15 protein-coding genes are annotated in these 17,166 nt (G+C 70.3%); 12 read left to right on the top strand and 3 right to left on the bottom strand.

Going from position 1 to position 17,166, the window contains the following annotated elements; genetic code table 11:
• Positions 1 to 205 precede the first annotated feature (205 nt).
• From urtA to D466_RS23295, 7 genes are all read left to right on the top strand, one after another.
• Positions 206 to 1,447: an urea ABC transporter substrate-binding protein gene (urtA, locus tag D466_RS0109590; RefSeq protein WP_038165903.1), complete on the top strand. Its 1,242-nt coding sequence runs from the start codon at positions 206 to 208 to the stop codon at positions 1,445 to 1,447.
• Between the two features lie 36 nt (positions 1,448 to 1,483).
• Positions 1,484 to 3,115, top strand: a complete 1,632-nt coding sequence (gene urtB, locus D466_RS0109585; RefSeq protein WP_018913501.1) for an urea ABC transporter permease subunit UrtB — start codon at positions 1,484 to 1,486, stop codon at positions 3,113 to 3,115.
• A 4-nt stretch (positions 3,116 to 3,119) separates the two neighbouring features.
• Positions 3,120 to 4,292 (top strand): urea ABC transporter permease subunit UrtC, encoded by a 1,173-nt coding sequence (gene urtC / locus D466_RS0109580; protein WP_018913500.1) that lies wholly within the window; start codon positions 3,120 to 3,122, stop codon positions 4,290 to 4,292.
• A 124-nt stretch (positions 4,293 to 4,416) separates the two neighbouring features.
• Complete coding sequence (gene urtD, locus D466_RS0109575; protein ID WP_156004163.1) at positions 4,417 to 5,181, top strand: urea ABC transporter ATP-binding protein UrtD; 765 nt, start codon at positions 4,417 to 4,419, stop codon at positions 5,179 to 5,181.
• Positions 5,182 to 5,202: 21 nt separating this feature from the next.
• Positions 5,203 to 5,895 (top strand): urea ABC transporter ATP-binding subunit UrtE, encoded by a 693-nt coding sequence (gene urtE, locus D466_RS0109570; RefSeq protein ID WP_018913498.1) that lies wholly within the window; start codon positions 5,203 to 5,205, stop codon positions 5,893 to 5,895.
• 704 nt (positions 5,896 to 6,599) lie between these two features.
• Positions 6,600 to 7,076 carry a carbamoyltransferase C-terminal domain-containing protein gene (locus D466_RS23300; RefSeq protein ID WP_081629906.1) on the top strand — a complete coding sequence of 159 codons (477 nt, stop codon included), beginning with the start codon at positions 6,600 to 6,602 and terminating at the stop codon, positions 7,074 to 7,076.
• Positions 7,069 to 8,268: an MFS transporter gene (locus D466_RS23295; protein WP_081629905.1), complete on the top strand. Its 1,200-nt coding sequence runs from the start codon at positions 7,069 to 7,071 to the stop codon at positions 8,266 to 8,268. Before D466_RS23300 ends, D466_RS23295 begins: the two co-directional genes overlap by 8 nt.
• Positions 8,269 to 8,358: 90 nt before the next feature.
• On the opposite strand, the gene D466_RS0109560 is transcribed toward D466_RS23295, so the two are convergent.
• Positions 8,359 to 9,510, bottom strand: coding sequence for a helix-turn-helix domain-containing protein (locus D466_RS0109560; RefSeq protein WP_018913496.1), 1,152 nt, complete (start codon positions 9,508 to 9,510; stop codon positions 8,359 to 8,361).
• Between the two features lie 174 nt (positions 9,511 to 9,684).
• Here D466_RS0109560 and D466_RS0109555 point away from each other — a divergent pair, with 174 nt between their 5' ends.
• The 5 genes from D466_RS0109555 to D466_RS0109535 are packed head-to-tail and all read left to right on the top strand — an operon-like array spanning position 9,685 to position 15,481.
• Entirely contained in the window at positions 9,685 to 10,155 is a 471-nt protein-coding gene (locus D466_RS0109555; RefSeq protein WP_026285089.1) for a (2Fe-2S)-binding protein, read from the top strand.
• Positions 10,156 to 10,200: 45 nt separating this feature from the next.
• Positions 10,201 to 12,585, top strand: a complete 2,385-nt coding sequence (locus D466_RS0109550; RefSeq protein ID WP_018913494.1) for a xanthine dehydrogenase family protein molybdopterin-binding subunit — start codon at positions 10,201 to 10,203, stop codon at positions 12,583 to 12,585.
• Between the two features lie 11 nt (positions 12,586 to 12,596).
• Positions 12,597 to 13,391 (top strand): xanthine dehydrogenase family protein subunit M, encoded by a 795-nt coding sequence (locus tag D466_RS0109545; RefSeq protein WP_018913493.1) that lies wholly within the window; start codon positions 12,597 to 12,599, stop codon positions 13,389 to 13,391.
• Positions 13,392 to 14,291 carry a MoxR family ATPase gene (locus tag D466_RS0109540; RefSeq protein ID WP_018913492.1) on the top strand — a complete coding sequence of 300 codons (900 nt, stop codon included), beginning with the start codon at positions 13,392 to 13,394 and terminating at the stop codon, positions 14,289 to 14,291.
• A gap of 8 nt (positions 14,292 to 14,299) precedes the next feature.
• Positions 14,300 to 15,481, top strand: coding sequence for a VWA domain-containing protein (locus tag D466_RS0109535; protein ID WP_018913491.1), 1,182 nt, complete (start codon positions 14,300 to 14,302; stop codon positions 15,479 to 15,481).
• Between the two features lie 22 nt (positions 15,482 to 15,503).
• Here D466_RS0109535 and D466_RS0109530 read toward each other — a convergent pair whose 3' ends face one another.
• A complete protein-coding gene (locus tag D466_RS0109530) occupies positions 15,504 to 16,100 on the bottom strand; it encodes an NTP transferase domain-containing protein (RefSeq protein ID WP_038165895.1) in 597 nt (198 codons plus the stop codon).
• A gap of 105 nt (positions 16,101 to 16,205) precedes the next feature.
• Positions 16,206 to 17,132: a DmsC/YnfH family molybdoenzyme membrane anchor subunit gene (locus D466_RS0109525; protein WP_018913489.1), complete on the bottom strand. Its 927-nt coding sequence runs from the start codon at positions 17,130 to 17,132 to the stop codon at positions 16,206 to 16,208.
• Between the last annotated feature and the right edge of the window lie 34 nt (positions 17,133 to 17,166).

The following is a 17,166-nucleotide window of genomic DNA, read 5'->3' as shown; positions in this document are numbered from 1 at the left end:
CCCCGGTGCGCCGGCGCCCCGGGCGCCCGCCCTTGGTGCGCGGCGCGCATCGGGCGGGCGCCCTTCGAGCACGCGCGGGTCGCGCGCACGCGTGCGCCGGACGACCTTCCCCCCGGGGCGCGGGCGGATCGCGCATGCGGCGGGGTGGCACGGGACTTGCACGAGTGGCGGCATCCCTTGACCCCCCTTGAAGAGGATGACCAGCATGGACCGTCGCAATGCCATCAAAACCCTGGGCGGCGCCGCTGCCGCCGTCGCGGCCAGCAGCCTGCCGTTCCCGGCGATCGCCGCGCGCAAGTCGCCGATCAAGGTCGGCATCCTGCATTCCCTGTCCGGAACCATGGCGATCTCGGAGACCGCGCTGAAGGACGTGGACCTGATGACCATCGCCGAGATCAACGCCGCCGGCGGCGTCGACGGCCACCCCATCGAGCCGGTGGTGGTGGATCCGGCCTCGAACTGGCCGCTGTTCGCCGAGAAGGCCCGCCAGCTGATCTCGCAGGACAAGGTGGCGGCCATCTTCGGCTGCTGGACCTCGGTGTCGCGCAAGTCGGTGCTGCCGGTGCTCGACGAGCTCGACGGCCTGTTGTTCTACCCGGTGCAGTTCGAGGGCCAGGAGCAGGACCCGCACGTGGTGTACACGGGGGCCGCGCCCAACCAGCAGGCCATCCCCGCCACCGAGTACCTGATGAGCCAGGACGGCGGCGGCGCCAAGCGCTTTTTCCTGCTGGGCACCGACTACGTGTACCCGCGCACCACCAACGCCATCCTGCGCGGCTTCCTGCATTCCAAGGGAGTCAAGGACAGCGACATCGCCGAGGTCTACACGCCCTTCGGCTTCAGCAACTACCAGAACATCGTCGCGCAGATCAAGAAGTTCGCTTCCGCGGGGCCCACCTGCGTGATCTCGACCATCAACGGCGACTCCAACGTGCCCTTCTACAAGGAACTGGGCAACCAGGGCATCAAGGCCACCGACATCCCGGTGGTGGGCTTCTCGGTGGCCGAGCAGGAACTGGCGGGCATCGACTGCAAGCCCCTGGTGGGCCAGCTCACCGCGTGGAACTACTACGAGTCGCTGAAGAACCCGAGGAACGAGAAATTCGTCAAGTCCTGGAAGGCCTGGGTGAAGGCCAAGGGCCTGAAGGACTATCCGGTGACCGACGACCCGATGGAGGCCTCCTACATCGGTCTCCACATGTGGAAGCAGGCGGTGGAGAAGGCCAAGTCCACGAAGGTCGACGAGGTGCGCAAGGCGTTGGTGGGGCAGAAGTTCGCCGCGCCCGACGGCTACGCCGTGGAGGTGCTGGATAACCAGTACCTGAGCAAGCCGGTGCTCATCGGCCAGGTGCGCGCGGACGGGCAGTTCGACGTGGTGTGGAAATCCAAGGGCCTGGTTGCAGGCGAGTCCTGGAGCCCCTACATCCCCAAGCCCAAGAACGCCTGAGCGAGCCGGGTCCCGTCGACGTCCGAGTGCCACGCCATGTCCCGTTGCCCCATCGTCCCGCTGCTCGCGCGCCTGGTCCTGCCCCTGCTGATGGGCCTGGGCCTGTGCCTGGGCCTGTCGCGCCCGGCGCTCGCGCTGGACGCGGGGCAGGCGCTGGCCCTGAGTCGCGGCGGAACCTCGGCGCGTCTGCAGGCGCTGCACCAGGCGCTGCAGCACCCCGACGCCAGGCTCGCCGGATTCCTCGGCGCGCTGCTGGACAACCGGGTGCAGATCGACGGCGACACCGTGGAGCTGCAGCAGGGCGGGCAGTGGGTCGACGCGGCCACCGGCAAGGCCCTGACGCCGGGCGCGGACGCGCAGCCGGTGGTGAACAACAACTACCTGCGCAAGCAGTTCTCCGCCGCGCGCGCGGCCCTGCACCTGTTCTCCGCCGACCGCGCCGAGCGCCTGCTCGCGGTTCAGCGCCTGGAGGGCGACCCCGAGGCCCTGGACGCCGGCCTGGTCGAGCAGGCGCTGCAGCACGAGACCGACGCCGGCATCCGCCAGCGCCTGCGCCTGCTGGCGGCGGCCGCGCGCCTGCGCGCCGGGACCCCCGCGCAGCGCCTGACCGCCGCCTCGGAGCTGGCTTCCAGCGACTATCCCGCGGTGCGCGCGCTGCTGCTGTCGCGCCTGCAGCGCGACGGCCAGACCTGGGTGGAACCCGACGCCGCGGTGCGCCAGCGCATCCAGGCCTCGCTGCGCGCCATCGACTCGCGCCTGGCCTGGGGCGAGCGCGTGGGCATGCTGTTCTCGGGCATCAGCCTGGGCAGCATCCTGCTGCTGGCCGCGCTGGGCCTGGCCGTGACCTACGGGCTGATGGGCGTGATCAACATGGCGCAGGGCGAGTTCATCATGCTCGGCGCCTACGCCACCTACGTGGTGCAAAGCCTGTTCCAGACCTGGCTGCCGGCCTGGCAGAACTACGCGCTGGTGCTCGCCGTGCCCTGCTCCTTCCTGGTGGCGGGCGGTGTCGGCGTGGTCGCCGAGAGGGTGGTGATCCGGCGCCTGTACGGGCGCCCGCTGGAAACCCTGCTGGCCACCTGGGGCATCAGCCTGCTGCTGATCCAGGCCGTGCGCAGCCTGTTCGGGCCGCAGAACGTGCAGGTGGACAACCCGCCCTGGATGTCGGGCGGCCTGCACCTGATGGCCAACCTCATCCTGCCGTACAACCGCATGGTCATCCTGGGCTTCACCGCCTGCGTGCTGCTGGGCATGGCGCTGCTGATCGGGCGCACCCGCCTGGGCCTGTTCGTGCGCGCGGTGACCCAGAACCGGCCCATGGCCGCCTGCGTGGGCGTGCGCACCGCGCGGGTGGACTGGCTGGCCTTCGGGCTGGGCACCGGCATCGCCGGCCTGGCCGGCTGCGCGCTCAGCCAGGTGGGCAACGTCAGCCCCGAGATGGGCACCCAGTACATCGTCGACTGTTTCATGGTGGTGGTGCTGGGCGGCGTGGGCCAGCTCGGAGGCACCGTGGTGGCGGCCCTGGGCCTGGGGGTGGTCAACACCCTGCTGGAAGGGGTGGCCGGCGCGGTGCTGGCGAAGATCGCCGTGCTGGGCATGATCATCCTGTTCATCCAGAAGCGTCCGCAGGGCCTGTTCGCCCTGAAGGGCCGCAGCGTCGAGGGTTGAGGCCATGTCGTCGAGTCCACCGACCCTTTCCGCCGGCGCCGGCCGCGACCCGGCGGACCACGCCGCCGCCACCGTGGCCTCGCCGCGCGCCGCGCCCCCCGCGCACCGAGCCGGCTTGCTGCCGCGCTGGGGCTGGGGCGCGCTGGGCCTGTTCGTGCTGGCCAGCTGCGTGCTCGTACCCTGGCTGACGCTGGGCCTGCCGCAGGCCAGCGCATGGCATCTGTCGTCCTACTGGGTAGGCCTGGCGGGCAAGATCCTGTGCTACGCCATGGTCGCGCTGGCCATGGACCTGGTGTGGGGCTACGGCGGCATCCTGTCGCTGGGCCACGGGCTGTTCTTCGCGCTGGGCGGCTACGCCATGGGCATGTACCTGAACCGCGCGATGAACGCGGCCAGCGGCACCTTGCCCGACTTCATGCAGTTCATGCAGTGGACCCGCTTTCCCTGGTACTGGGCCGGCACGGGGCACTTCGCCTACGCCCTGTTCCTGGCCGTCGCGGTGCCCGGGCTGCTGGCCTTCGTGTTCGGCTTCTTCGCCTTCCGCTCGCGCATCCGGGGGGTGTACTTTTCCATCATCACCCAGGCGCTGACCTACGCGGCCATGCTGCTGTTCTTCCGCAACGAGACGGGCTTCGGCGGCAACAACGGGCTCACCGATTTCAAGGTGCTGCTGGGCTGGCCGGTGGGCACGGCCGGCATGACGGTGGCGCTGTTCGCCGCCACCAGCCTGAGCCTGGCGGCCTGCTTCCTGCTGCTGCGCTGGCTGGTGCAGGGGCGCTTCGGGCGCCTGCTCAGCGCCATCCGCGACGCCGAGAGCCGGGTCATGTTCTGCGGCTACGAGCCCTTGTGGTTCAAGCTGTTCGCGTGGACGGTCTCGGCCATGGTCTGCGGCCTGGCCGGCGCGTTGTACGCACCCCAGGTGGGCATCATCAACCCCGGCGAGATGTCGCCCGCCAATTCCATCGAGATCGCCATCTGGGCCGCCGTCGGCGGGCGCGGCACGCTGGTCGGGCCGATGCTGGGCGCGGTGCTGGTCAACGCCGCCAAGAGCTGGCTGACCGTGGCCTTCCCGCAGTTCTGGCTGTACCTGCTGGGCGCGCTGTTCGTGGTGGTCACGCTGTACGCCCCCGGCGGCATCGCCGGCCTGTTGCTCGCCTGGAGGCGCCGCCGTGGCTGAAGACTCCCCGCGCGCCCGCCCGCCTGCGGGCACCGCCGCCACGGACCCGGTCGCCGTGGACTGGCGCGACGTGGTGTTCCGCGAGGCGCCCGAGGCGGGCGAGGCCACCGGCGGACTGGCGCGCATGCGCCCGCGCGGCGTGGACCTCAGCCATGGCGTGGCGCTGTACCTGGACGACATCAGCGTGAGTTTCGACGGCTTTCGCGCGCTCGACCGCCTGAGCCTGTCCATCGACGCCGGCGAGCTGCGCTGCATCATCGGCCCCAACGGCGCCGGCAAGACCACGATGATGGACGTGATCACCGGCAAGACCCGCCCCGATTCGGGACAGGCCTGGTTCGGCCAGACCATCGACCTGCTGCGCCTGCGCGAGGCCGAGGTGGTGGCCGCCGGCATCGGGCGCAAGTTCCAGAAGCCCACGGTGTTCGAGAACCTGAATGTGCTGGAGAACCTGGAGCTGGCGATGAAGGCCTCCAAGCGCGTGCGCGACGCGTTGTGGGCGCGCCTGAGCGCGCAGCAGCGCCTGCGCATGCAGGAAGTGCTGGAGACCATCGGGCTGCAGGAGCAGGCGGGGCGCCGTGCCGGCGACCTGTCGCACGGCCAGAAGCAGTGGCTGGAGATCGGCATGCTGCTGATGCTCGAGCCCCAGCTGCTGCTGCTGGACGAGCCGGTGGCGGGCATGACCGACGCCGAGACCGAACGCACCGCCGAGCTGCTGTTGTCCCTGGCCGGGCGCCACACGCTGATGGTGGTGGAGCACGACATGGAATTCGTGCGCGCCATCGCGGGCCGGGTGACCGTGCTGCACGAGGGCAGTGTGCTGGCCGAGGGCAGCCTGGAGGACGTGCAGGCCGACGCGCGCGTGGTCGAGGTCTATCTCGGACGCTGACCGGGCCAGGGAGCAGGACGCATGCTGAGCATTCAAACCATCGACCAGTTCTACGGCGGCAGCCACATCCTGCGCGGGCTCAGCCTGCAGGTAGGGCGCGGCCAGGTGCTGGCGCTGCTGGGACGCAACGGGGTGGGCAAGACCACGCTGCTCAAGTCGCTGATGGGCCTGGTGCCCATCCGCGCCGGCAGCATCGAGCTCGACGGCCGGCGCATCGACCAGCTGGCCCCCGACGTGCGCGCGCGCCTGGGCATCGGCTACGTGCCCCAGGGGCGCGAGATCTTCGCGCGCCTGAGCGTGCTGGACAACCTGCGCATGGGGCTGGCCGGGCTGCCCGGGCGCCCGGAGATCCCCGCCGAGCTGTTCGAGCTGTTCCCGGTGCTGCGCCAGATGCTGGGCCGGCGCGGGGGCGACCTGTCGGGCGGCCAGCAGCAGCAGCTGGCCATCGCGCGCGCGCTGGCGGCGCGCCCGAAGCTGCTGGTGCTGGACGAGCCCACCGAGGGCATCCAGCCCTCGATCATCAAGGACATCGAGCGGGTGATCCGCCTGCTCGCCGCGCGCGGCGACATGGCCATCCTGCTGGTCGAGCAGTACTTCGACTTCGCGCGCGCGCTGGCCGATCACTACTGCGTGATGTCGCGCGGCGAGATCGTGCGCGCCGGGCGCGGCGAGGACATGGAAGCCGACGGCGTGCGGGCGCTGATCTCGGTCTAGGACCGTGGGCGGCGCATCGCCCCGCGTGCGAGCGGCAGCCGCGCCCCGCGCTGCGCCGGCGACGGGGTGGTCGGCCCAGGGGGGCCGACTCCGCCTGCGCTGCTCGGCAATCAGGCGCGCGGCAGAACTCGCTTCGCGCTGGCGCGCTGCGCTCGGACAGCTGCCGCAAGCATGATGTTGGAAGCGCGCTGCGCGCGCCGCCTGCCTGCCTGCGCCGCTCAGCCACCCCGAAACGCCGGCTTCGCGCGGCGCGCGGCCGCCGCTCGCAAGCACCGTCCATGGCGTGCGCTGGCGATCCACCGCGATTCTTCCCAGAAGGGCTGACCATGGGGGGCGCAGGATGCGCACGCCGTCGATTTCGACGCCTACTTGCGATCTTCTCGGGGCGGGCGATCTACCGGCCCGGGTTCACCACGCCGCGCCCAGCGCTGTCCGTTTCGTTTGCTCAAGAACTGCCGCCCTCGCGGACAAAAGGGCCATTATGAAAACGCGCTTTTGACAGCGTGGCTACCCGCCCATCTGCGGGCAGCGTATCTTGCAATCCGCGCAGAACGCGCCTTGACCAATACCGGTCATCTTTACCCTACGGAGAAAACGTCATACGTCGAATCTACCTGGAGCCAAGCCTCTCCCATCAATCGAATGATGCCTACAACAAGTTGATCCAACCGACAAGCGAGCAGGCTCAGTAATCCCCAACAGGCATGGGGCCTAGAGCGCTTGGAAATCGGTCAATATTGGCGGCTCCGTTTTTGAGTGGTACGCGAGATCGCTTAAACCGGATCAAGCAGCGTGAAAGCTTTCGCCCCATTGCTCCGGTATGCATGGAAGAGGACCTCATGGAGCATTTTGAGATAGGCGGAACGAGTCCTTACATGCTGCAATTCGCAAATGTCAGTTCACCAAAGCTAGGGGCCATCACTCATGTCGACGGAACGGCGCGTCCGCAATCAGTTTCGCGGGCGCAAAACGCGCTTCTTCACGACCTGCTGTTCGAATTTCGTAAAATAAGTGGCTACGGGGTGCTTTGCAATACGTCGCTGAACTTCAAGGGCCGCGGATTTATAAATAGAAGTACAGATCTTTTTCGGTTCGCGCGGGAGTTCGGGCTTGATGGGGTAGTCATCGAGGGGGCGCTTTTTCTCCGGGCCGAATCGATGATAGAGAGTGGGCATGTCTGATCCAATCCCTGCTGGCGCGGTACGCGCACTGCTAGTGACGCGATGCATAAGCAGCATCATACTTTGGATGGATTTTACATTGGTCTTTTCCATCCTCGCGTTTACTCGCGGCGCCTCCACGGCAACGATTGGGCTCGCAGCCAGTCTTTACGGATTTTCCAGCCTCTTCCTTGGTCCATGGATCGGCGCGCTGGCCGATAGGGTGCCTCCGATAACGGCGCTTTCGTCCAGCTACCTGCTTCGCGCTATCGCTTCCCTGGGGATCATTTTTTCGACCAAGCCAGCGGCGATGCTCGCGATGGTTTTTCTCCAAGGCGTATCAAATATTTGCGCAATGCCTGCCGAGCAGGTTCTCGTCAAGAGGCTGCTCCAGCGCGGGCAAATGATTTCCAACATACAAATAGTGACCGTGATCGATCAATCGGCCAAGATAGGAGCTCCCATCCTTGGTGGTCTGATCGCACAAAGGTTCGGGGCATCGGCGGGGTTTTGGCTTTCGGCCTGGCTTGTCGTCCCTGCGCTTGCTTGCCTCGAACTTCTTCGACGGACGGCTGCTGACCGTATGCGCCTGCGCAACCCACCACCAAGATGTCTGGCGGTCGGCGGGCAAATTTGGCAACTGCTGCGAAATGATGGGATGTATAGGCTAGCCTTCACCGCCATGTTGACCCAGACCGCTGTCTTGGCGCTTTATGATCCCCTGCTTGCGCTGTTTCTGAGGGGCCTAGGCTGCGGACCGGCGGTGTTTGGGCAGATTGTCTCGGCGACTGCCCTTGGTGGCATTGGTGGGGCGATCATCTTCAAATCGGTCAGTGATAGGGCGGGGCGGCGGCTCGCGCTGTTGTCGCTTGCAGGTTTTGGGGCGTCTGTACTGATTCCCGGCCTTCTCGCTTGGCTTGGAGCCAGCGTGTCCACGATCGGTTTGCTTGGTTTCTGGATCATCAACGGTTGCTGCTACGGGATCACAGCCATGTATTTTGGCGTCACACAACAGTTGCGTTGCCCGGCCGAGACCATTGGCGCAGTAGCCTCTACCGCGCGCAGTGCGCAGCTTGCAGTGCTGGTTGCGGGGCCTTTGCTCGGCGCGGCTCTTGCATCCTTGCTCGGCATCGGCGGAGTGCTCACTCTCGCGGGAGCCGCGGCCATCGCCTTGGCGCTAGGCGCCTCATGGGCCCGGCTCTGGAATGCGTGAAAGGAGACAAGCGTGACGAAGGCCGTGCTGTTCGACCTTTACGGCAGCGTTGTGAGCACCAGACCAGACTATCGCTAGGACCCTGGGCGCTTATTTCCGCGCTCCCGGACGAGTGCCGAGCTTGCGGTACACGGTGGCGCGGCTGACGCCGAGCGCGCGTGCCGCCTCCGCCACGTTGCCGCGCGCGCTGGCCACGGCCTGGCGCACCAGCGCGTCCTCCAGCTGCTGCAGGGACATGCGGCTGCGCGCCGAGGCCAGCGGGCCGCGGCCCTCCTGCCCCGGGCGGCGCGCGCGCAACTGCACCAGCAGCCCCGACCACAGGGCCAGTTCCATGGGCCCGGTGTCCAGCAGTTCGGAGGCCCGCGCGTGCTCGAACAGGCGCTGCGGCGCCAGCGCGAAGACCTCGCCCGCGTGCACCGGCGCTCCCAGCCCGGCCAGTTGCGGCAGCAGGGCGCGCGCCGCGCGATTGGCGGCGACGATCCAGCCGTCGGCGTCCAGGCCCAGCAGCGCGTCGGACTCGCCGCCCAGCCCGTGCCCGGGCCAGTTCAGGCGCAGGCTCAGCGCGTGCGGGCGGGCCAGCACCAGCGCGTTCTCGATGCCCCGGGCCGCTTGCGCGGCCAGGTCGGCCAGTTCCGGACGCTCCAGCGCGTCCACGCCGGTGAGGTCGAGCATGCCCGCGCAATGCCCGTCGGGCGCGAACAGCGGCGCGCCGGCGCAGCTGTAGGCCGAGGTGTCGCGGTAGAAATGCTCGCCGCGGTGCAGCCACACCGGTTGCAGTTCCCCGAGCGCGGCGCCGATGGCGCTGGTGCCGATGCTGGCCTCCGACAGATCCACCCCCACGCGGGCGATGTTGCGCACGCGCCGGTCGCCGCGGTCGGCCGCGCCGCGCACGTCGATCACCATGCCCTGCGCGTCGGTGAGGATGGCGAAGTAGTGGGTGCGGGCGATGGCGCGCGCCAGCTCGTCGAGCAGCGGCGCCGCCACCGCCAGCAGCTCGTGGTGGCGTTCCTCGCTGGCCTTGAGCTCGGACCTGGGCACGCAGTCGAACTCCACGCGCTCCTCGGGGCGGCGCCCGCGCTGCAGGCAGCGCCGCCAGGAGCGCTCGATCCATGCGCGCTGGGCTCCCAGCACCTGCGGTGGAAGCTCCCGACCCTCGGCCATGACCAGGCGCCGCGCCTGCGCGATGTCGTCCAGGCGAGCTTCAGCGGGCGGTGCGGTGAGGGCGTGCTGGGTCGATGGCATCGCGGATCGCAGGCAGTGTTCCATTTTGAGAAATTTCGAGGCAGCAGGGCTCGAACTCGGTGTTTTCCCTGAAATCCCTGACTTGAGACGGTCATGCGGGACTCCAACAATGGTTCCGTTCAGCATAACCGCGTGCCGGCGCTTTGTCCGCACGCTGCCACGAGGAGAGCCGCGATGCAAGTCACGTTGACCGTCAATGGGCGCCGGGCGTCGATCGACGTCGCCCCGAATACCTTGCTGGTGCAGGCGCTGCGCGAGCACCTGCGACTGACCGGAACCCACGTCGGATGCGACACCGCGCAATGCGGCGCCTGCACCGTGCTGATGAACGGCGACGCGGTCAAGTCCTGCAACCTGCTGGCGGCGCAGGCCGACGGGGCCGAGATCACCACCATCGAGGGTCTGGCCGCCGCCGACGGCACGCTGCACCCGATGCAGGCGGCGTTCAAGGAGTGCCACGGCCTGCAATGCGGCTTCTGCACGCCGGGCATGGTGATGAGCTCCCTCGACCTGTGCCGCAAGCATCCGCAGGCCGGCGAGGCCGAGGTGCGCGAGCTGCTCGAGGGCAATCTGTGCCGCTGCACCGGGTACCACAACATCGTGAAGGCCGTGCTCAAGGGCCGCGAGGCCATGTCCGGGTCCTGAACCCGCTCACCGCGCGACCGCCACTTTTCTCCGAGGAGACACGACATGGGTGCATCCGATTTCGCCAAGCTTCCGCATATCGGCGAGGCCGTCCGCCGCAAGGAGGACTACCGCTTCCTCACCGGCGGGGGCCAGTACACCGACGACATCCGGCTGGACGGCCAGCTGTACGCGGTGTTCGTGCGTTCGCCCCACGGGCACGCCGTGATCCGCTCCGTCGACACCGCCGCGGCGAGTGCCGCACCGGGGGTGCAGGGCGTGTTCACCGGCGCCGACGTGGCCGCCGACAAGATCGGCGGCCTGCCTTGCGGCTGGCTGATCACCAGCACCGACGGCACGCCGATGAAGGAGCCCCCGCACCCGGTCCTGGCGCAGGGCAAGGTGCGCTACGTGGGCGACCACGTGGCCATGGTGGTGGCGCAGACCCTGGAGCAGGCGCGCAACGCCGCCGAGATGGTCGAGGTCGACTACGAGGTGCTGCCCACGGTGACCCAGGTGGCCGACGCGGCCGCCGGCAAGGGCGCCGCCCTGCACGACGCGGCCCCCGACAACCATTGCTACAAATGGGCGCTGGGCGACAAGGCGGCGGTGGACGCGGCCTTCGCCAAGGCCGCGCACGTCACCCGGCTGGATCTGGTGAACAACCGCCTGGTGCCCAACGCCATCGAGCCGCGCTCGGCCATCGGCAGCTACCACCGGGCCACCGACGAGTACACGCTGTACGTGGCCAACCAGAACCCGCACGTCGAGCGCCTGCTGATGACGGCCTTCGTGATGGGCCTGCCCGAGCACAAGGTGCGCGTGATCGCCCCCGACGTGGGCGGAGGCTTCGGCTCCAAGATCTACCTGTACGCCGAGGACGTGGCCCTGACCTGGGCCTCGAAGAAGCTCGGCGGGCGCCCGATCAAGTGGACCGCCGACCGCAGCGAGGCCTTCCTCAGCGACGCGCACGGCCGCGACCACGTCAGCCATGCCGAGATGGCCATGGACGCGCAGGGCCGCTTCCTGGCGCTGCGCGTGCACACCGACGCCGCGCTGGGCGCCTACCTGTCGACCTTCGCCACCGCGGTTCCCACCATCCTGTACGGCACGCTGCTGGCCGGGCAGTACAAGACTCCGCAGATCTACGTCGAGGTCGATGCCTGGTTCACCAACACCGCGCCGGTGGATGCCTACCGCGGCGCCGGGCGTCCGGAGGCCACCTACCTGCTGGAACGCCTGGTCTCGCGCTGCGGCTGGGAGCTGGGCCTGGGGCAGGACGAGATCCGCAGGCGCAACCTGATCGACCAGTGGCCCTACCAGACCCCTGTCGCGCTGCAGTACGACACCGGCGACTACCTTGCCTGCCTGAGCCGCGCGCAAGAACTGGCCGACGTGGCCGGCTTCGCCGCGCGCCGCGCGGCCAGCGAGGCCAGGGGGCTGCGCCGGGGCCTCGGCTACTCCAGCTACATCGAGGCCTGCGGCCTGGCGCCCAGCAACATCGCGGGCGCGCTGGGAGCGCGCGCCGGCCTGTTCGAATGCGGCGAGGTGCGGGTGCATCCGACCGGCAGCGTCACCGTGTTCACGGGTTCGCACAGCCACGGCCAGGGCCACGAGACCACCTTCGCCCAGGTGGTGGCGGCGCGCCTGGGCATTCCGGTGGACAACGTGGACATCGTGCACGGCGACACCGGGCGCGTGCCCTTCGGCATGGGCACCTATGGTTCGCGCTCGATCAGCGTGGGCGGCGCGGCGATCATGCGCGCGCTGGACAAGATCGAGACCAAGGCCAAGAAGATCGCCGCCCACCTGCTCGAGGCCAGCGACGCCGACATCGAGTTCTCCGGCGGCAACTTCACGGTCAAGGGCACCGACAAGTCCATCCCCTTCGCCCAGGTGGCGCTGACCGCCTACGTGCCCCACAACTATCCGCTGGACAAGCTCGAGCCGGGCCTCAACGAGACGGCCTTCTACGACCCCACCAACTTCACCTATCCGGCGGGCACCTACATCTGCGAGGTCGAGATCGACCCCGCGACAGGGGTCACGCGCGTGGACCGTTTCACCGCGGTGGACGACTTCGGCACCATCATCAACCCGATGATCGTCGAAGGCCAGGTGCAGGGCGGCATCGCCCAGGGCATCGGCCAGGCGCTGCTCGAGCAGTGCGTGTACGACCCGGGCAGCGGCCAGTTGCTGACCGCTTCCTTCAGCGACTACGCCATGCCCCGCGCCGACGACATGCCGACGCTGAAGCTCGACACCGTGTGCACGCCCTGCGTGCACAACCCGCTGGGCACCAAGGGCTGCGGCGAGGCCGGCGCCATCGGTTCGCCGCCGGCCGTGATCAACGCCGTGCTCGACGCGCTGGCCCCGCTGGGGGTGAAGGACTTCGACATGCCCGCCACGCCGCTGCGCGTGTGGGAAGCCATCCGCCGCGCGCAAGCCTGAGGAGACACGCCATGTATGCCTTCGAACTGCAACGAGCCACCAGCGCCGCCGACGCGGCGCGCCACGCCGCCGCGGGCGCGCGCCCGCTGGCCGGCGGCCAGACCCTGCTGGCGGCGATGAAGCTGCGCATCGCCCAGCCCGACGCGCTGGTGGACCTGGCCGGAGTGCGCGAGCTCGCCGGCATCGCCCGCCAGGGCGCGGCGCTGCGCATCGGCGCCATGACCCGCCACGCCGAGGTGGCCGCCAGCGCCGAGGTGGGCCAGGCCATCCCCGCGCTGGCCGACCTGGCCGCGCACATCGGCGACCGCCAGGTGCGCGCGATGGGCACGCTGGGCGGCTCGGTGGCCAACGACGACCCCGCCGCCTGCTACCCGGCGGCGGTGCTGGCGCTGGGCGCCACCGTGCACACGACCAGCCGCGCCATCGCCGCCGACGACTACTTTCTCGGGCTGTTCACCACGGCGCTGCAGGAGGGCGAGCTGATCACCGCGATCGACTTCCCCATCCCGCGGCGCGCCGCCTACATGAAGTTCCGCCAGCCCGCATCGCGCTTCGCGCTGATCGGGGTGTTCGTCGCCCAGCGCGACGACGGCGTGCGCGTGGCGGTGACCGGCGGGGGCAACGGCGTGTTCCGCCATGCCGGCCTGGAGCAGGCGCTGAGCGCCAGCTTCACGCCGCAGGCCGCGGCCGGCGTGCGCATCGACGCCTCCGAGCTGGCCACCGACCTGCACGCCACCGCCGAGTACCGCGCCAACCTGATCGGCGTGATGGCGCAGCGCGCGGTGGCCAAGGCCCTGGGGAGCTGAGTGAGCAAGCGCGCCCCGGACAGCATCGACGCGCTCTGCGCCGAACTCGAGCGCGCGGGCTATTACGCCGACCGGCGCCTGGCCACGGCGGTGTTCCTGGCGCTGCGCCTGCAGCGCCCGCTGCTGCTCGAGGGCGAGCCCGGCGTGGGCAAGACCGAACTGGCCAAGGCGCTGGCGGGCGTGCTCGGGCGCCGGCTGCTGCGCCTGCAGTGCTACGACGGCCTGGAGCTGCGCGAGGCACTGTACGAGTGGAACTACTCGGCGCAGTTGCTGCACATGCGCGCCGCCGAGGGGCATGCGCAGGCCGAGCAGATCGAGCGCGAGGTCTACCAGGAGCGCTACCTGATCCACCGCCCGCTGCTGCAGGCGCTGCAGACCCCGGCGCCCGGCGCCTTGCTGCTGATCGACGAGGTGGACCGTGCCGACGAGCCCTTCGAGGCCTTCCTGCTGGAGTACCTCGGCGAGTATCAGGTGAGCATTCCCGAGCTCGGCACGGTGCGCGCCGAGCTGCCTCCGGTGACCGTGCTGACCAGCAACCGCACGCGCGAGCTCAACGACGCGGTCAAGCGCCGCTGCCTGTATCACTGGCTGGACTATCCCGAGCGCGAGCGCGAGCTGGCCATCGTGCGCGCGCAGGTGCCGCAGGCCGGGCCCGAACTCACGCGCCAGGTGGCCGAGTTCGTCTCGCGCCTGCGCAGCGCGCCGTATTCCGGCGGCTTCCAGCGCATGCCGGGCATCGCCGAGAGCGTGGAGTGGGCCCGCGCGCTGGTGGCGCTGGACACCCTGGACCTCGACCCCGAGGTGGTCAGCGACACCGCCGGCATCCTGTTCAAGCAGCGCGAGGACGTGGCCGCGCTGACCCGCGAACTGGCGGGCGAGCTGCTGGCGCCGCCCGCCTAGGCGCCGTCATGTTGCTGGGCGACGCGCGCCAGGGCAAGCTGCTGGGCAACCTGGCGGCCTTCGCGCGCACCCTGCGCCGCGCGGGGCTTCCGGTGGATGCGTCGCGCATGGCCCTGGCCGCGCAGGCGGTGCAGGAGGTCGGCATGCAGCGCCGCGACGACCTGGGCGCCGCGCTGGAGGCGGTGCTGGTCGGCCGCGAGCGCGACCGCGCAGTGTTCCGCGAGTTGTTCGACGCCTTTTTCCGCGACCCCGACGTGGCTTCCAAGCTGCTGGCGCAGATGCTGCCCAGCGCCGAGGGGCGCGCGGATCCGCCGCGCCAGCGGCCGCGGGTGCGCGAGGCGCTGGCCGCGCCGCGCACGGCGCGGGGCGCGCTGGAGCCGCCCGAGCAGGCGCTCGAACTCGACGCCTGCATGAGCGCCAGCGACCGCAGCCGCCTGCGCCACGCGGATTTCAACGCGCTGGGCGCGCAGGAATACCAGCTGCTCGAGCGCCTGGCGCGCGAAGTACCGCTGCCGCTGCCGCGCCTGCCCGCGCGCCGGCTGCGGCGCGGCCTGCGCGGGGCCCGGCCCGACTGGCCCCGGCTGCTGCGCGAGGCCTCGCGCAGCGCCGGCGAGTGCGCCTGGATTCCCCGCCTGCGGCGGCGCGGCGAGACCGTGCCGCTGCTGGTGCTGGTGGACGTGTCGGGCTCCATGGAGCGCTACGCGCGCCTGCTGCTGGCCTTCCTGCACGCCGCCACGCGGGGCCTGCGCCGGCGCGACGTGTTCGCGCTGGGCACCAGCCTGACCGAGCTGACGCCGGCCTTCGCGCTGCCCGATGGCGACGACATGCTGGCCGCCGCGGGCGCCGCGGTCGCCGACTTCGCCGGCGGCACGCGCCTGGGCGACTGCCTGGCCGAATTGCGCCGTCACCATGCCCGCCGCCTGGTGGGGCGCCGCAGCCTGGTGCTGCTGATCAGCGACGGGCTGGACACCGGCGAGCCGCAGGCCCTGCGGGAGGAACTGCAGTGGCTGCGCCGGCGCAGCCGGCGCCTGCTGTGGCTCAATCCGCTGCTGCGCTTCGAGGCCTACCAGCCCAGCGCGCGCGGCGCCGCGGCACTGCACGCGGCCAGCGACGCGATGCTCGCGGTGCACAACCTGGCCAGCCTGGAGCAGCTGGCCGGCAGCCTGGCGCAGCTGCTGGGCAGGCGTTGAAGCGCCTCGCGCGCAAGGCTGCTCAGACCTTCTGCCGCGCGGCCAGCGCCAGATGCGCCGGTTCGTCCACGTCCAGCAGCAGCCCGGGATCCTCGAGTTCCAGCCATTGGAGTGCGTGGCGGTGCGCCTGCAACACGCTGCGCGCGCCGCTATCGCCGCGCAGCGCGAGCAGCTCCTGCGCGAAGTCGCGGCCGAAGCCCACCGGGTGTCCGCGCAGGCCGCCGTGGGTGGGCAGCACGATGCCGCCGGGGCGCAGCGCATGGGCGACGGCGCGGATGCTCGCGGGCTGCAGCGCGGGCATGTCCCCCAGGCCGACCAGCCAGCCCTCGGCGCGCGGGGTCTGCAGCACGCCCCAGGCCAGGGAATGGGCCATGCCCAGGCCGGATTCGGCGCAGAAGGTGCTGGCCACGCCGAGCTCGCGCAATTGCGCGGCCAGCTCCTGTTCCTGCGGGTCGGGCTCGCGCAGCACCACCAGCAGCTGGTCGAGCACCTCGTCGCGCGCTTCCAGCCAGCGCTGCACGGTGCGCAGCAGCAAGGGCTGGCCGTCGAGGTTCGCGCGTCGCTTGTCGGTACCGAAGCGGCGCGATCGCCCGGCGGCCAGCACGATGCCCTGGATCATGCAGGCATTGTCGGGGCCCGTGCCGGCCCCGCGCAAGCCCGGGCGGGGCGGGGTTTCCCTGCAGGGACGGCCCGTTGCCGGTGTGCTGACGGGAAGCTCGCGGAGTTATTGCGCCGCGGTGTAATAGTGGTTCTGGGGATGGTCGACCTGGGCGAAGAAGTCCCAGCGCTCACCCAATAGTGCGGCGAATTGCACGATCAACAGCGGAAGCAGCCATGGCCACTGCGGCCGCGACCAGGCGATGGCCCCGAGCACCAGCGTGGGCAGCGCGAAGCCGGCCAGCATGTACAGGCTGCGCAGGCGGCGCAGCAGCAGTGCGCCGGCGTGCAGGCCGAATTCCTCCAGATTGGAGCTGCCCGCCGTGAAACCGCGCGAGACCTGGCGCACCGGGCGCGAGCCCGCGCCGATGGCCCCCTGGGTGCTGCCGGCGCGGCGCAGGCGGCGCAGGCGTGCCAGCGCGCCGGCGCGCGACATCCACGCCAGCAGCGACCACAGCAGCGCCAGGCGCTGCAGCCAGGCGGCCGCCGGCGCCTGCTGCCAGGCCAGCCAGGCGGCGCCCAGCAGGTGCCCGCTGGCCAGGCCCATGAGCGCGAAATTCAGCGGGGTCAGCGGCGTGGCCCATTCGCGGATGAAGGCGATGGCCGCGTACACCTTGCCGGTGCACAGCCACAGCAGCAGCGCCGCCAGCAGCGTCAGCGCGCGCAGCCAGCCCGGCCAGGCGCCGTTTCGGTCGAGCAGCAGCGCGGAGGCCAGGGTCAGCGCCAGGAAGGCCGGCACGGCGAGGACCTCGCGCGACAGCCAGGACGTGCGCCACATGGCCGCCGCGCGCCAGGCGCGCCGCGGCTGGCCCAGGTGCGCGAAGGAGCAGCCCAGGGCCACCGTGCCGAGCGCGAAGGCCAGCAGCAGGCCGTCGCGCAGCGCGTGGACGGAGGCGCCGCCGGGCACCACGCCGGCCAGCACCAGCGCGACCACCAGCCCCTGGGCGCAGCCGAGCAGGGTGGTGAACCAGATCACGGACCAGGCAGGACGCATGGCAATTGTCTCGTCGGGGAAGGGTGGATGTCGC

Source organism: Thiomonas sp. FB-6, from assembly GCF_000377645.1.
Lineage (GTDB): Bacteria > Pseudomonadota > Gammaproteobacteria > Burkholderiales > Burkholderiaceae_C > Thiomonas_A.
This window is presented reverse-complemented; position numbering and strand designations above follow the sequence as displayed.

Coding starts and splice junctions, on each gene's coding strand:
- urtA (WP_038165903.1), top strand. CDS start 206: ATGGACCGTCGCAATGCCATCAAAACCCTGGGCGGCGCCGCTGCCGCC.
- urtB (WP_018913501.1), top strand. CDS start 1,484: ATGTCCCGTTGCCCCATCGTCCCGCTGCTCGCGCGCCTGGTCCTGCCC.
- urtC (WP_018913500.1), top strand. CDS start 3,120: ATGTCGTCGAGTCCACCGACCCTTTCCGCCGGCGCCGGCCGCGACCCG.
- urtD (WP_156004163.1), top strand. CDS start 4,417: ATGCGCCCGCGCGGCGTGGACCTCAGCCATGGCGTGGCGCTGTACCTG.
- urtE (WP_018913498.1), top strand. CDS start 5,203: ATGCTGAGCATTCAAACCATCGACCAGTTCTACGGCGGCAGCCACATC.
- D466_RS23300 (WP_081629906.1), top strand. CDS start 6,600: ATGGGGCCTAGAGCGCTTGGAAATCGGTCAATATTGGCGGCTCCGTTT.
- D466_RS23295 (WP_081629905.1), top strand. CDS start 7,069: ATGTCTGATCCAATCCCTGCTGGCGCGGTACGCGCACTGCTAGTGACG.
- D466_RS0109560 (WP_018913496.1), bottom strand. CDS start 9,510: ATGCCATCGACCCAGCACGCCCTCACCGCACCGCCCGCTGAAGCTCGC.
- D466_RS0109555 (WP_026285089.1), top strand. CDS start 9,685: ATGCAAGTCACGTTGACCGTCAATGGGCGCCGGGCGTCGATCGACGTC.
- D466_RS0109550 (WP_018913494.1), top strand. CDS start 10,201: ATGGGTGCATCCGATTTCGCCAAGCTTCCGCATATCGGCGAGGCCGTC.
- D466_RS0109545 (WP_018913493.1), top strand. CDS start 12,597: ATGTATGCCTTCGAACTGCAACGAGCCACCAGCGCCGCCGACGCGGCG.
- D466_RS0109535 (WP_018913491.1), top strand. CDS start 14,300: ATGTTGCTGGGCGACGCGCGCCAGGGCAAGCTGCTGGGCAACCTGGCG.
- D466_RS0109530 (WP_038165895.1), bottom strand. CDS start 16,100: ATGATCCAGGGCATCGTGCTGGCCGCCGGGCGATCGCGCCGCTTCGGT.
- D466_RS0109525 (WP_018913489.1), bottom strand. CDS start 17,132: ATGCGTCCTGCCTGGTCCGTGATCTGGTTCACCACCCTGCTCGGCTGC.